Origin of the sequence: Thalassobellus sediminis (assembly GCF_044386045.1) — a bacterium.
GTDB classification, from domain to species: domain Bacteria; phylum Bacteroidota; class Bacteroidia; order Flavobacteriales; family Flavobacteriaceae; genus Thalassobellus; species Thalassobellus sediminis.
On the sequence record NZ_JBISCD010000037.1, the window covers coordinates 34,985 to 50,923 of the forward strand.

Consider the following 15,939-nt stretch of genomic DNA (forward strand, 5'->3'; position numbering starts at 1 on the left):
GATGTCTGAAAAAGAATCCTTCTTATTAAATAGAATTAAAAGCATTGGCTACGCTACTAAAGGTGCTTTTCTTCTTTTAAAAACAGAGGCTAGCATAAAAATTCAATTTACACTAGCTATTTTGGTTACAGCTGCAGGATTCTTTTTCAACATTTCCTCAAACGAGTGGATTATTCAACTTTTAGCAATTGGCTTAGTAATGAGTACTGAGGGGCTTAATACAGCCATTGAAGAAATTGCTAACTTTATACATCCAGAACATCATAGTAAAATAGGGTTAATTAAAGATATTGCCGCTGGATCCGTTTTTATAGCATCACTTTTTGCTATAGCAATTGGTTTAATAATATATATTCCAAAGATTTTTTAAATACTATTACCCCTAGGATAAACGTTAGTAATTTGTATTTTTGTTCCTTTGTAAAAGCACAAACAATAAATAACAGATTTCTACCATAAAATATAGAAACTAACCTTAATGGCGAAAAGCAAAACAAAAAAAACACCACGTAAAAAACTTAAAAAGCCTAATTTCAAGCTATCTAGTCAACAAAAATTAGTTGTAGGTAGTTTTCTTGTACTTTTTGGTGTTTTATTATGCATTGCTTTTATTTCTTTTTTCTTTACGGGAGAAACAGACCAAAGTACACTTTCTGAATTTGCTTCACGCGATGCAAAAGCCGAAAACTGGTTAAGCAAATTAGGTGCTTGGTTAAGCGATTTCTTTATTCAAAAAGGTTTTGGAATTCCATCATTCATTTTCTCTGGACTTATATTTATTTCTGGTATTTATACTTTAATGAATATAAACAAAAGCAAACTAAGAAAACATTGGTTTTGGGGTACTTTAATCGTAATATGGTCTTCAATCCTTTTAGGTTTCTTTGGAAATAATAATGATCTTTTAGGAGGTACTATTGGCTTTGAAATTAATAGTTTTCTTCAAGATTATATTGGTAAAATTGGTGTGTCGCTTTTACTTTTATTCGGATTAATAACCTATTTAGCCATACGTTTTAAACTTACTTTTGAAAGCTTCACAACACTATTTACATCTGCAAAAAAGAATATAAAGGATGAATTTTCAGAAATGAAAGATGATATCATCGTTCCTTTAGATAATAATTTAACCGAAGAAGTAGAAGCTTTTAAATCTGCTTTTGAAATTCCTCTAGATAATAATAACCCTGAACCAAAGAAGCCTACAAAACCTAAAGAAATTGTTTTAAAGGAAAAAACAAAACTTGAAGTTAAAGTTGTTGAAGAAGAAACAATAGATGAAGATTTAGAAATAAAAGTTGTTGAAGTTCCTGAAGAACTATCTGAAACCGATAATTTAGCAAATAAACTTGTTGAAGATTTTGGACAATTCGATCCCACTTTAGAACTCGGAAATTATCAATTCCCTCCTTTAGATCTTTTAAAACAATATGATACTGGAGGCATTACAATAAACCAAGACGAACTTGAAGAAAATAAAAATAAAATTGTTGATACTTTAAGTAATTATAAAATTGGTATTGCAAGTATTAAAGCCACTATTGGACCAACAGTTACTCTCTATGAAATTGTACCAGAAGCTGGAGTACGGATTTCTAAAATTAAAAATTTAGAAGATGATATTGCTCTTTCTTTAGCTGCATTAGGTATACGTATCATTGCTCCTATTCCTGGAAAAGGAACTATTGGTATTGAGGTTCCTAATAAAAATTCAACAATCGTTTCAATGCGATCAGCTATTGCATCACAAAAATTTCAAAAATCCGACATGCAATTACCTATTGCCTTAGGAAAAACAATTAGTAACGAAACTTTAGTAGTCGATTTAGCCAAAATGCCACACTTACTTATGGCAGGTGCTACCGGACAAGGAAAATCTGTTGGATTAAATGCTGTATTAACATCATTATTATACAAAAAACATCCAGCTGAAGTTAAGTTTATACTAGTCGACCCTAAAAAGGTAGAGCTTACTTTATTTAATAAAATTGAACGTCATTATTTAGCAAAACTTCCAGATAGTGAAGATGCTATTATAACAGATAACACCAAAGTTATAAATACACTAAACTCTTTGTGTATTGAAATGGACAATCGCTACGAGCTACTTAAAAATGCTTTATGTAGAAATATTGCCGAATATAATGCTAAATTTAAGGCTCGTAAATTAAATCCTAATGACGGGCATCAATTCCTGCCATATATTATTTTAGTGGTTGATGAGTTTGCCGATTTAATAATGACTGCAGGAAAAGAAGTAGAAACACCCATTGCGCGATTGGCACAATTAGCGCGTGCCATTGGTATTCATTTAATAATTGCAACTCAACGTCCTTCGGTTAATGTAATTACAGGTATTATAAAAGCAAACTTCCCAGCACGTATTGCTTTTAGAGTAACCTCAAAAATAGATTCTCGTACCATCTTAGATGGCTCAGGTGCCGATCAACTTATTGGTCGTGGAGATATGTTATACACACAAGGAAACGATTTAATTCGTGTACAATGTGCTTTTGTTGATACTCCAGAAGTTGAAAGAATCGTTGATTTTATTGGTGCCCAAAAAGCATATCCAGACGCTTATCAATTACCAGAATACGTTGGAGAAGAAAGTGGCACAAGTCTTGATATAGATATATCAGACAGGGATAAACTGTTTAAAGACGCTGCTATTGTTATTGTTACAGCTCAACAAGGTTCTGCTTCATTATTACAACGTAAACTTAAATTAGGTTACAATCGTGCGGGCAGAATTATAGATCAATTAGAAGCCGCAGGTATTGTTGGTCCTTTTGAAGGTAGCAAAGCAAGACAAGTACTAATAACAGATTTAACAGCACTAGATCAACATTTGGAAAACGAAATATAATTTAAAATGAAGATGATGAATAAAATTATAACATTATTATTAATAACACTATCTATTAATGTTTTTTCTCAAAATAAAGCTAAAAATTTATTAAACGAAGTTTCTGAAAAAGTAAAAAGCTACGATAATATTTCAATAGACTTTAAATATGTTTTAGAAAACACTTCTGAAAATATAAAACAAGAAACTAAAGGTGATGTTATTTTACAAGGTGAAAAATACAAACTTAACATACTTGGTGTAACACGCCTATATGATGGAAAAACTCTATACAGTATTAGTCCAGAAGATGAAGAGGTTACAATATCTTCTGAAAGTGATAATGAAGAAGATGCCATTACTCCAAGTAAAATGCTTTCATTTTATGAAGATGGGTATATGTATGCTTTAGACGTTGAGCAAAATATAAAAGGTAGAAAAATTCAGTATGTAAAATTAACACCTATTGATTCAGATTCTGAAATTAAATACATCCTTTTAGGAATAGACGCTAATACTAAACATATTTACAATTTAATTCAAATTGGAAAAAACGGCTCAAAAACAACACTTACTGTTAATTCTTTTAAAACAAACGAGCCTTTATCAAAAAGCTTATTTACCTTTGATGCCAATAAATACAAAGATTATTACATCAACAATTTAGATTAGGTAAACACCTTGAAAATACTAGACCGTTACATACTAACTACATATCTTAAAACTTTTTTCAGTGTGTTTATTATACTCATACTGATTTTTATTTTGCAATCTATTTGGCTATACATCAAAGAGTTTGCTGGAAAAGATATAGGCTTAGATATTATGTACAAATTCGTAATTTATGTCTTTCCTAAGCTAATTCCTTTAGTATTACCGCTCACCATATTACTATCCTCCATTATGGTATTCGGTAGTTTTGCAGAAAACTACGAGTTTGCCGCCATGAAGTCTACAGGTATTTCGTTACAACGTGCTATGTCGGGATTAAGTATTTTTATTGTTGGTGTTGGTATTGTTACTTTCTTCTTTGCTAACAATGCTATCCCTTGGTCTGAGATGAAGTTTTATAACCTAAGAAAGAACATAGCTAAAACCAAACCTTCTATGGCCATTGTTGAAGGTCAATTTAATCAAATAGAAGGTACAGAATACAACATAAAAGTAGAAAAGAAAACAGGAGACAACGACCAATATTTAGAAAATATTACCATACATATAAAAGGAGGAGACGGAAGAACAAATGCTAAAACTATTAAAGCTAAAAATGGCGAGTTTTTTTATGATGAAAGTTCTGGAAACTTACAACTTATTTTATTTAATGGTAATTACTATCAAGATTTACCTAGAAATGATATAAGTAGTAAAAACAAAAAACCATTTGCTAAAGGACCTTTTGAAAAAAATATTATAAATATAGATTTGTCTCAACTTGGCAATGTTAATTTTGATGAGGAATCTCATACTGATAGATATAACATGTTAGATATTGTAGATTTGGACGAAACTTTAGATTCATTAGCTGAATTACACTATAAGGTTCAAAAGGGAATTGCTTCTAACTTATATACTCGTTCTAGCATTGTTAGATTTAGTAAAGAGTTAGCTCCAGATTCTAAAAACGATTTGACAAATACAGGACCTATTCTAAATGCTTTTGATACCAAAAATAAATCTCAAATAGTTGATGTAACTTTAAAATCTACTATAAGTGCAAAACAAATAATTGACCAAAAAATAAATTCATATAAAATATCTAAAATCACATTTAACAGACATATTATCTCTTTTCATGAGAAATTCGCTTTAGGGTTTGCTTGTATTATACTTTTCTTTGTTGGTGCACCACTAGGAGCATTAATTAGAAAAGGAGGTATTGGCTTACCAATGGTTATAGCAATCTTATTATTTTTATCATATCATTTTATTGGTATTTTCGCCACCAATAGTGGTAAAAGTGGTGATTTTAATCCAGTTTTAGCTAGTTGGTTTTCCACCTTAATCATGCTTCCTTTAGGAATATATTTAACTAAACGTGCTACTGAAGATAAAGGATTGTTTGATACAGATAGTATTATATTACCACTCAAGAAAATATTCAACATTAAAGAGAAAGAAATTGTAGACTACAAGTTTCTTGGTAATTATAAAGATGAAGAATTGCTTAATGTAATTTCTAATTATGAAAAATTAGGGCACGATGAAAACTGTCGTTATGAAGCACTAGTCCTTTTAAATAAAAGAGGTAAAACAATTAATAACCTTCTTGAAAATGGTTTAAGTATTGATAAAGACTATAAGATTTCTAAAGAAAAATATACAGACTATAAAGACCATTCTAAATATGCAATTACACTATATTGCATAGGAGTTGTTTTATTAGTTTTACATTTTGTTTTTAACAACAATAAATTACCGTCACTAGCATCTGCATCTATACAACTTAGTTTAGTGTCTTTATTTTTGTTTTTAATTTATTATTTAAAGTCTTTAATAAATACCTTTTCTTTTTATAAACACATAAATAAAAAAGAAAAATCTCCTAATATCTTTTTACTTATAATGGGAATACCGCTTTATTTCATAGTAAACTTGTTTCTAAATGTTAAAATGAAAGAAGACTTAAAGCTTAATTGTTTAGATTCTTTAAAATAAGCAATATCTTTGCAAAAATTACACTTAAATCCATGATAGAAAATACAACTTCAGAATTAAAACTGAACACCATACATGATGCTATTGAAGATATTAGAGATGGTAAAGTTATTATAGTTGTTGATGATGCAAACCGTGAAAACGAAGGCGATTTTGTTGCTGCTGCTGATAAAGTAACACCAGAAATGATAAACTTTATGGCAACTGAAGGAAGAGGTCTTATATGTGCACCGCTTACCGAAAAACGTTGTAAAGAACTAGAACTAGATATGATGGTTAGAAATAACACAGATCATATGGAAACAGCCTTTACCGTTTCGGTAGATTTAAAAGGCAAAGGCGTAACAACAGGTATTTCTGCTAGCGATAGATCTTTAACTGTAAAAGCGCTTGTTGAAGATGATACTAAACCTTTTGAATTAGCTAGACCAGGTCATATTTTTCCTTTAGTAGCTAAAAACGGTGGCGTTTTAAGACGTACAGGGCATACTGAAGCAGCCATAGATTTCGCAAGATTAGCAGGTTTAAAACCAGCTGGTGTTATTGTAGAAATAATGAATGAAGATGGTACCATGGCGCGCTTACCACAACTCATTGAAATTGCAAAAAAGTTAAATATTAAAATAGTTTCTATTGAAGATTTAGTTGCATATAGAATGCAGCACGATTCCTTAATTGAGAAAAAAGAAGATTTTCAAATAGAAACTCGTTTTGGTAGTTTTAGATTAAGAGCATACAAACAAAACACTAATAATCAAGTCCATATAACTTTAACGAAAGGACAATGGAATGACAATGAAAAGGTTTTAACTAGAATAAACTCTACGCTAGTTAATAATGATATTTTAGGCACACTAACGAATAACGCTGATAAGCAGTTAGACGATATGTTTAAGGTAATTAATGATGCAGGAAAAGGCGCTATTATTTTTATAAACCAAGAATCACAATCTATGAATATTTTAAATAGATTGTCATTTTTAAAAGAAAATCAAGACGCTAATAGCATTACAAAAGCTCCAAAAATTGATATGGACGACAGAGATTTTGGTATTGGAGCTCAAATATTACACGATTTAAACATACATAAACTGCGTTTAATTTCTAACACCATACAAACCAAACGTGTTGGTTTAATTGGTTACGGATTAGAAATTGTTGATTATGTTAATTATTAAAACAACTTTAAAGGTTGTTTAATAAAAAAGTCTCAGATTAAAATTAATCTGAGACTTTTTTATTTACGAGTATAGTGTAATCATTTACTAAGCAAAGATTAAAGCACACTTTTTATAGCTTCAGCCATTCTATTAGCTCTTTCTATCACTTCTTGCTCTGCCCATGATAATTTTATTAAACAAGAGATATTTCTTCCTATAAAATGATCTGATTCTGGAAACTCTTTAGTTTTAAGGTACTCTAATCCTTCTTTTACCTCAGCAGAAATTGGGAATAACGATTTTAAATCTTTTAAATGATTCCATTCTCTAACATAATGCCAATTATTGTTATAATAATTCCAACATACGTCTACTCCAGTTTCTTTAAACTCTTTAATAACTTTATTTGTTGTTTCTAAATCTGGCAAAAAGAAATTTAAAAAAGAATAACTCTCTTCACCTCCTTCTGGAACCGTTCTAAAAGTTACTTCAGGAATTTGTGATAAAGCTTCTCTTATAATACTATAATTTTTTTTCTGAAGTGCAATAAATTCTGGTAAACGTTTTACTTGTGCTAAACCAACTGCTGCATGCAATTCTGAAATTCTAAAATTATAACCTATAAACGGATGTGTCTCTGCTCCCCTATCATTACCAACATGATCGTGACCATGATCGCTATAATGATCGGCATTTGTATAATATTCTTTATTATTAGTTATTACAGCTCCACCTTCGCCACAAGTAATGGTTTTAACAAAATCGAATGAAAAGCAACCTAAATCACCAATACTTCCTAAAGGTTTTCCTTTATAGGTTCCACCTATAGCTTGACAAGCATCTTCAACCAATAAAACATTATGTTTATTAGCAACCACCTGTAATGCATCCATATTTGCCATACTTCCACACATTTGAACCACCATAATAGCTTTTGTTTTTGGCGTAATAGCTTGCTCTACCGCTTCTGGATTTAATCCTAAAGTATCATCAATATCTACTAAAATTGGTATAGCACCAAGCATCATAATAGCTTCAAAACTAGCTACAAAAGTAAATGTTGGCATAATAACTTCGTCTCCTGCTCCTACTCCTGCTGATGCTAAAGCTACAGAAACAGCTGCTGTTCCGCTAGATACTAATTGTACATAGTTTGACTGTAAAGAAGTTTGTAGTTGAGTTTCTAGCTCTTTAGCTTTCCAATATCCATTTCTCATTCCATCAAAGCCGTAGCGCATTAAAACACCGTTATCTAATACATCGTTTACTTCTTTTCTTTCTGCATCTCCGAATAATTCAAATCCTGGCATATATTTATTTGTTCTTTTAGTTTATTTGTACTTATTATTACATTAAGGATTACTCATTTATTTTATTAAACATAAAATTATAAATACTCCTACCCAAACAATTAACTTATTACATTTCTATAATGGTTTCTTCTAGAGGTTTTCTAACTTTTTTTAATTCTGAAAACATATCGTCTTTAGCTCTATACCCTACAGGTAACAATAATACCGACTTTAGTCCTTTTTTATCTAACTGAAGTAACTCGTCGTACTTAGATGGAATAAAACCTTCCATTGGACAGGCATCTATACATTCTACAGCACAAACAGTCATTAAATTCCCTAAAGCTATGTAAGCTTGATTTTTAGACCATTGCTGCTGTTCTGATATCGTTTTTTTATCCATCATTTTAATAAGATCTTTTCTATACGGATCTAAAATAGAATCAGGAGTATCTCTTATGTTTTTTATGTTTGTGTAATAACTATTCACATCTATTTCTTCAATTTTATTTTGAATACATATAACCAGCAAATGAGACGCTTCTAAAACTTGCTTTTGATGGTATGAATGCTCAACTAAAGGTGCTCGTAGAGTTTCCTTTTCTATAACAATCATTTTAATAGTTTGTAACCCGAATGAAGTGGCTGTTAAATTAAATGCTTGTTTTAAAACATCTAACTTCTCTTCTGACAGCTTTTTTGTTGTATCAAAATTTTTAGTAGCATAGCGCCATTGCAACTGTTTTATAATACCCATGTAATAATTTTAGTTTTGGCAAAAATAAGGTTTGGAATTATCTTTTTATATAAAATAAACCATAAAATGTCTACTAATAAATGAGTTATAAATTATTTTATAAAAAAATAGATTTTTATTTGACTAGAATGAAAAAGGACGCTATATTTGCACCCGCATTCAGGCATATAGCTTGATTAGTCACTCAAGGAGAAATGGCAGAGTGGTCGAATGCGGCAGTCTTGAAAACTGTTGAGGGTCACACCTCCGGGGGTTCGAATCCCTCTTTCTCCGCTTAAAACAAACCCTAACGGTTGATAATCAATTAGTTAGGGTTTTTATTTTTAATATATCCCCACATAATCCCCGCTTCATTTTATTACAAAATAGCATAAAAAAACCGTTACAAATTAATGCAACGGTCTTTTAACCATTTAATTAGGATCACTTTTAAGATGCCGTACCACTACCTAAATAAACGCTGTTTGATACTTGTGTACCATCAGCAGAAATAAAAGCCATAAAAAGCTCTACTGTATCACCTGCATAGGTAGAAGGAATTATTACTCTTTCAGTTCCAATCGTTCTATCTGCTCCTTCTAATTGGGCAATAGATTCCTTTTTAATTGGATTGTAAACTAACAACATTGCTTTATCTGTTCTATTTGCATTTCCTTCAGCAGAATTATCACCCCATGTAAATGTTACTTCTCCTGGTATTGCTAAATTATTATCAGGATTTAATACTCCTGATAAATTCCCTCTACTTAATAATGCTTTTGAGTAATCAACATTAAAGTCAGGCTCTATACCAGTAATAGCATTATTTAGCACATAAGACATTGCAGCATTAAACTCCGTTTTTTTAATTGCATAATTTTTATACCCTTTTTGAATAAATGCAAGATTTGGCTGCAAATACTCTAAAGTTACGGTAAACTTATTTCTTTGGTTTACTTGTCCAGCTGTTCTTGGATTTGAAACACTTGTAGGCTTTATTCTTAAATAATCAATACCTTTCCAACTTCCGCCAATAACATTTCCTACTTTTCCTGATAATCCTCCTAAGATTCCTTGGGCTATCTTTCCCATAACATATAACAATTTTTAATTAATACTCTTTCGGACTTGGTACGGTCTTGATATAGTTTAAAACTTAATTTTCTAATTATATAACAATAATATAATTTTTCTTTTCAGTTTTGAAGCTTTATGGATTCATTTACCTTTAAATACATTCCTTTACGTCATTTTTACACATGATTTTATAAACTTATTTATTTTTTTTATGCATTCTTCTAGCCATTATTTTTGGAAAAGAAAGAAAAAAGATGTGCTACTCTAAAGTGCCTTGGATAAGACTGTCAAGGTTTTTGGATAAAAGTTTTTTGAATTAAAATGTTTAATGAAGAAAAAGAAAAATTGTGAAAAAAGTTTTATTCAAAACCCGTAGGGCTTGACCTTTACGGGCTTTTAGCGTTTGCTGTAGCAAGGCACTTATATTTGCTAACTTTTTTATTTTTTTTATGTACTTAAGTTTCTTGTTTAGTACCATTTAAAAACTTTCGGTTTTAGTAATAAGTTACTACGTATTAATGAACTTTAATATTTGTTAACGAAATGAAACAAACAAAGACTTGAGGTAAGGAAAACTTGGACTTAACGATGGTTTTGTGCAGATGAATGAGATAACGTATATTATTCTAAATTAATGTTACCCATTAAATGTTCGACTGTTTAATTATTGTTAAAAATGTGGTTGTTTATTCGGAAGTGAGCGTTGGATAAGCGGATATTTTACATAATACCAGTTATAACTACGCCCGAAATAATAAAATGCACGATAGTGTAACCATAATAGGGAAGTATTATAACTTGTATTATGTAACATAGCTTGGGAGAGTTTAGGGTTTTATGATATAATAATAACAGAATAGCTTATTGCAGTTTGGTTTGTTTTTTTGCGAACCAAAGCTGTGATATGCTATTACCTTAAAGACAAAAAAACGCTAAACTTGTCTGGTGAGCGGAACAACACAAAAGACAGAGTATTTTGAGATACGAAAAAAACTGGGTTTTGGGTTGTGGGGACTCATTACTTCAAACTAAAAACAAATTCAAAAAAGGTCTTTTGATTATTAGTAAATAAATCTGAAGTTTGATATATTTCTTTGATGTGTTGACGAATTAGGTTGTCCTTTTGTTTACTCTTAACAGACTTTAATTTTACACTTAAATCTTTGATTAAACTTTCATACTTATCTTTATTCATTAAAATAGCAAAACTACCTTTTGATAATTTACCTAACAACCAAAGTAGATTATCTAACTTTTCATAGTTGTTTATATTTGTGTCTAAATTAAGTTGCTTCAAATAACCAAAATAATTATCCTCTTTTATTGTACTTTTAATAGTAATAAGGCTATTCTTTTTAAGTAGTTTATATGAGTCTATAGCCAAACTATCATAAATTGGGAAATTACCATCATTTAAAAAATAGATATATTTAGATATTAAAGAGATTGCTTTTCCAAATGGTTTCCCAGACTTGTTAATACCATATTCTTTTAAAAATAAAGAATTAATTATAGAAGCCTCATTTGGGTTATTGAGAAATTTAGTTGTTTCAGTTTTTAAAGTATCATCTGAATATTGAGCAAGGTTATTTGCTAATTCATCAATACCATATAAGCGTTTACTCATTTGTGTAGAGTAATAACTATCAATTATTGTGATTCTATTTTTTACAACACTTTCAAAGTTTGCAGTATTATTACTCTTAAATAATACTGAAATAATTTCTTTGTTAGATAAATATTGTGTTTCAGAATTAAGAATATTATGAGCTATATTAGAATAATGCTTTAGTGTTTTTATTATCATAGCTCTTAATTATCACCCCATTCAAATAAAGGACCATCTTCTTTTTTTAAAGAATTTATGTATTCTCTAAAATGGTCTCTAGGATGAGTAGCATACTTAACCTTATCTACAGGCAAATTATGAATCATTCTATACTTTGTAAGAAATCCATTTATTTCCCAATCTTGACCAAAGCCAATAATACAATTATAATACAACATAAGTTGTTCATCATTGGACATTTGAGATCTTAAAATTCTCAAATATTCTCTAATCTGCTTATAATCAAATAATGTTCCTTCTTTACTAACAACAAACTTAACTGTAGAATATAAATGTCTATAGTAGTGCCCTAACCTTGATTCGTGACCAGAAAAAGGACTATATTTAATATATAACTCTACATTTGTCATCCAAACATCTTCATTAGCTCTTTCAAAAACATTGGTTTTTCCATTACTATTTCGATGTCTATTTCTTACGTTGTTCAAATGATTTTTAAAACGAATCATTGAAAGGTCATCAATCACTTCAGATGATGGGATTTCAGATTTTATACCAAAGAAGAATAGCTTATATGCATAAGTTAATAGCTCTTCCTTTTCAATTGAGGTCTTATATTGTTCATTATAAAATTCTAAAAATTGATACAAAGCAATCAATTCAGTATGCATTGTTACAAATACTTTTCTTGACTCCGTGTATTTTATTGTTTGTGATTTTGTAGTAGTTCTATTTTTAATTGGCTCTCCATTATCATTATTTACCTCTTGAATAGACTCTTGAATGGACACATCATAACCGGTAATCCTCATTTCATTCACATTTTCTTTGTGTAAACGCAGCATTTCGTAAAATTGAGACTCAAACTGTTGTATTTGAAACTGTTTCTGTACTTGTACATTGGCACGGTATTGTGCATAAAAAGCTAAAGATGCTGCGATTATACCAATGAATGCTACAGCCGGATTTAGAATGCCACCTACCAAATCTCCAAAAGCTCCAACTTTTGTATAATCTGTAGAAATTTTATTTACATTGTCAATAAAATAATCGGTAACTAAACTGGCACCTGCTAAAAATAGAGATGAAACAAACAAAAGAAAAAATGAAATAATTACTATATTGTTATTCCACTTAACTTTAAATAACCACCTTGGGTTATATTTATCTAAGAGTAAATAAAAAAAGATGCCAAAACTTAAAAATGTTAAAAACACAAATACAATGATTAAGAACAGCATATCATAATTGAATTAACTGATTAATTTCAGCATTATACTTATAATTCACTATATCGCCAGACAATATCAATTGAATAACTTTATCTATAATTGTTAATGGAACAACAAACCATTCTCTTGGTGTTATTCTTCTTCCTTTATCATCATGAATATCAACGTTTAAACATACCTCTGCAAAAAAGCGATGAATTAATTGTTCAAACTTTTGAGCATTTAGGTTATAGGTTTTATATGATGCTATAATGTCAACTTCTGCCATTAAATAGGTAGGTTCTTTAGATGCGTTTTTAATACGCTCAGGAACAGGAACAGTTGAATAACCTATTTTATAAAGATTTTTTAGCGAGGATATTTCTTTATGAGTAGATTTAGATTTAAGTATATAAATCCATCCTGTTTCTAAATCTTCTTCACTTACAGAATTTACATTATCAAATAATTCTTTAGCAGTTTCGACTTCTGTTTTGGTTACTAAGTGGCCATTTTCAAGTAACTGTTTACCTATTGACCTATAAAGCATATTACTCAAAGTACCATTCTCAAAAATTATCCTTGTTCTTCCGTCTTTTCTGTTTTTATCACTTACAGGTTCATCTTCGAGAGTTCTACTTAAATCAATTTCTTCTAAATATAAAAGAACACCATCTAAAACATAATAGTTTCCTTTTTTTAAGTTTTTTTCCGGATTTCTAAACCGTTTTAATGAAATTTTTCTTTCTCGTAATTGCTTATGTACGTCTTTAAACATTGCTTCATAAGGTAAAAACTCCTTGTCTTTCATAGCTGTTCTTTGTGCTACAAAATCAGAGTCTGCTCTTTCAGTTGAGCTCGGTACATTTTTTAACTTAAATATTGATAAGGTTTCATCTGTATCTAATATTCCTAAATCATCATCCTTTAGAATATCTGCAACGGACTTAACTTCTTCTTTGATATTTAATAGATTATGGTAATCATAAAGCTTTAATATTTCTACTTTTTTCGCATCATTTCTTAACGCTTTTAATCTGCCTCCCAACTTATGTTCAGAAACTGGCATTACATTACTTTTTGGCTCACGATTATTCGTTTCAAAAAAGGCATTAATTTCTTGGAACGACTCTATTAGTCGTTCATCTTCAGTTTTAGCATTAGAGTTTTGGGGTTTAGAATCTAAAATCCCAAACTCGTCATCATTAAATATATCTTCTAATGTTTTCTTTTTACTCATTAGATGCTGCTTTTCGCTTTTGTTCTTTTAAAAATATTATGGCTTCTGCTAAACGTCTTTCTTGTGGGTCAAAAGCTTGTATACTTGGTTGTTCTCCTGTTTTTGCTATCCAATTTTTTATTTTAGGCCATAATATAATGGCTTCTTCTTCTGTCATTTGTATTCTTGTGGCATCAATAGTTTCTTGAATGGCTTTAAATACAGATGCAGTTACTGATTTAGATAAGATTTCAAACGCTTTTTGAAATGGATTGATAGTGTCTATTAAATCAATATTAATGTCATCTATATTTACAAAACTATCTGCCATACGAATAAAACGCTTATCTCCTTGTTCTTCTATAGTTCCATTTTTTATAACTGAATCTACAACTATGTGTTGACGAACTGCTTCTACCTCTTCATCAGATAAATCTGGATAAGTTTCTTTAATGATTTTTGGAATTAACACCTTATTAATGACCTCTGGGTCTACATTTCCAGGCATTGCTTTAAGCATTTGGTCATCTTGCATTATTTTTGCCTTCAAGTCATTCAAATCACTTTCAATAATATCTTTTGCTCTTTGTGAGCTCGGAAGCTTAAAACCTCTTATTTTTATAGTGTTTTCATCATCTTCTGAATCCTCGTTATCTTCTTCTGGAAATTTAGGTTTAAACTTAAAATTAGGTGCTAATACTTGCTCCATTAATAGCGACGCTGTAATTGCCTTAAGCATATTATTTACAGATAGCTTTACCAAATCATCTTCTGCATCTGGTTGAGCAATTAAATTAGTAAACTGTGAGTGTGTTTTGTTTTCACTATCACGTGTTGCTCTTCCTATAATTTGAATGATTTCTGTTAATGACCCTCTATAACCAACTGTTAAAGCGTGTTCGCAATATGGCCAATCAAAACCTTCCTTCGCCATACCTAGAGCGATAATAATATCTATATCATCTACCCTTTTTATTTTACGTAAATACTCTTGTATTTTATCTCTATCCTTTTGATTATCGTGAACTAAATCTGCGATTTTTAATGTTTTCCCTGTGGTTTTACTTTTAACATATAGAACACCAGTATCTGGGTCTTGATAATCTAATTCCCCTAAACTATCTATAATTCTATTAACTTCTTCATATTTATCTTTTGTAGATTCACCAGAATTTACACTTGGAATATGAATAATTGTCTTTTTATTTTCGTCTAATACTTCATTAATAGCAGACGTATATCTACCTTGGTAAAAATGATAACCTATCCCCAAAGATTTTAGATAATTGTAACCATTTAATTGTTGGTAATAATCATACTTAACTTTTGTGAATTTTGCTTCATCTTCTGGTAATAAAATAGGTACAGAATCTCCTCTAAAAAATGAACCTGTCATCGCCACTATATGTGTAGTAGATTTTTCCATTATACTACTTAGTACAATACCTAACTTGTTATCTCCATCTACTGATACGTGATGAAATTCATCTATTGCCAATAAACAATCATTGAGTTGTTTTTCGTCTATTGCATCAAATGCAAAACGTAAAGTAGCGTGTGTACAGATTAGTATTTTTTCATCACTTTCTAAAAAGTTTAAGAATGCTGTTACTTTGCTTTTTTCAATACCAGGTGTACATAAATTATATCTTGGATTAGGTTCCCAATCTGCAAAAAAACCAAACTTCTTTAATTCTGTTTTAGCAAACGAACTACCAATAGACCTTTCGGGAACTGCTACAATAACCTTTTTAATATCTTGATTTATTAATTTATCTAAGCCAATAAACATTAAGGCACGAGATTTACCAGAAGCTGGCGGTGCTTTAATTAATAAATATTGAGCAGTACGAGCTTCAAATGCTTTTTGTTGCATTTCTCTCATACCATATTCGTTGGTACTTTTACTTTTTCCTGTTTGTTGGTATTTTACGTATACTATATCTGGCATA

General features: G+C 30.1%; 12 protein-coding genes and 1 tRNA gene. 6 read left to right on the plus strand and 7 right to left on the minus strand.

Translation table 11 applies throughout. The annotated features are described in order from the left end of the window. Position 1: 1 nt before the first annotated feature. The 5 genes from ACH5TW_RS02185 to ribB all read left to right on the plus strand — a co-directional run bounded on the left by ACH5TW_RS02185 (position 2) and on the right by ribB (position 6,681). Positions 2 to 370: a diacylglycerol kinase gene (locus tag ACH5TW_RS02185; RefSeq protein WP_439334840.1), complete on the plus strand. Its 369-nt coding sequence runs from the start codon at positions 2 to 4 to the stop codon at positions 368 to 370. A gap of 108 nt (positions 371 to 478) precedes the next feature. Beyond that, positions 479 to 2,869: a DNA translocase FtsK gene (locus ACH5TW_RS02190; protein ID WP_439334841.1), complete on the plus strand. Its 2,391-nt coding sequence runs from the start codon at positions 479 to 481 to the stop codon at positions 2,867 to 2,869. Positions 2,870 to 2,884: 15 nt separating this feature from the next. Then, on the plus strand, positions 2,885 to 3,520 hold the full coding sequence (gene lolA1, locus ACH5TW_RS02195) for an outer membrane lipoprotein periplasmic chaperone LolA1 (protein WP_439334842.1): 636 nt from the start codon (positions 2,885 to 2,887) through the stop codon (positions 3,518 to 3,520). Between the two features lie 9 nt (positions 3,521 to 3,529). Continuing rightward, positions 3,530 to 5,503 carry an LptF/LptG family permease gene (locus tag ACH5TW_RS02200; protein ID WP_439334843.1) on the plus strand — a complete coding sequence of 658 codons (1,974 nt, stop codon included), beginning with the start codon at positions 3,530 to 3,532 and terminating at the stop codon, positions 5,501 to 5,503. A gap of 32 nt (positions 5,504 to 5,535) precedes the next feature. After that, positions 5,536 to 6,681: a 3,4-dihydroxy-2-butanone-4-phosphate synthase gene (gene ribB / locus ACH5TW_RS02205; RefSeq protein WP_439334844.1), complete on the plus strand. Its 1,146-nt coding sequence runs from the start codon at positions 5,536 to 5,538 to the stop codon at positions 6,679 to 6,681. A gap of 98 nt (positions 6,682 to 6,779) precedes the next feature. Here the strand turns inward: ribB and ACH5TW_RS02210 are convergent, their stop codons facing one another. Then, entirely contained in the window at positions 6,780 to 7,973 is a 1,194-nt protein-coding gene (locus ACH5TW_RS02210) for a DegT/DnrJ/EryC1/StrS family aminotransferase (RefSeq protein WP_439334845.1), read from the minus strand. Between the two features lie 109 nt (positions 7,974 to 8,082). Further along, a complete protein-coding gene (locus ACH5TW_RS02215; RefSeq protein WP_439334846.1) occupies positions 8,083 to 8,712 on the minus strand; it encodes an NAD(P)H-dependent oxidoreductase in 630 nt (209 codons plus the stop codon). Between the two features lie 188 nt (positions 8,713 to 8,900). On the opposite strand from ACH5TW_RS02215, the gene ACH5TW_RS02220 reads away from it, so the two are divergent. After that, a tRNA-Ser gene (locus ACH5TW_RS02220) sits at positions 8,901 to 8,985 on the plus strand. Positions 8,986 to 9,141: 156 nt separating this feature from the next. Here ACH5TW_RS02220 and ACH5TW_RS02225 read toward each other — a convergent pair. From ACH5TW_RS02225 to ACH5TW_RS02245, 5 genes are all read right to left on the minus strand, one after another. After that, entirely contained in the window at positions 9,142 to 9,783 is a 642-nt protein-coding gene (locus tag ACH5TW_RS02225; RefSeq protein WP_439334847.1) for a DUF6266 family protein, read from the minus strand. Between the two features lie 1,003 nt (positions 9,784 to 10,786). Next, a complete protein-coding gene (locus ACH5TW_RS02230) occupies positions 10,787 to 11,575 on the minus strand; it encodes a hypothetical protein (protein ID WP_439334848.1) in 789 nt (262 codons plus the stop codon). Positions 11,576 to 11,580: 5 nt separating this feature from the next. Next, entirely contained in the window at positions 11,581 to 12,798 is a 1,218-nt protein-coding gene (locus ACH5TW_RS02235) for a putative phage abortive infection protein (protein WP_439334849.1), read from the minus strand. 1 nt (position 12,799) lies between these two features. Continuing rightward, positions 12,800 to 14,008, minus strand: a complete 1,209-nt coding sequence (locus ACH5TW_RS02240) for a GIY-YIG nuclease family protein (RefSeq protein ID WP_439334850.1) — start codon at positions 14,006 to 14,008, stop codon at positions 12,800 to 12,802. Beyond that, complete coding sequence (locus ACH5TW_RS02245) at positions 14,001 to 15,938, minus strand: DEAD/DEAH box helicase (protein WP_439334851.1); 1,938 nt, start codon at positions 15,936 to 15,938, stop codon at positions 14,001 to 14,003. Before ACH5TW_RS02245 ends, ACH5TW_RS02240 begins: the two co-directional genes overlap by 8 nt. Position 15,939: the final 1 nt, after the last annotated feature.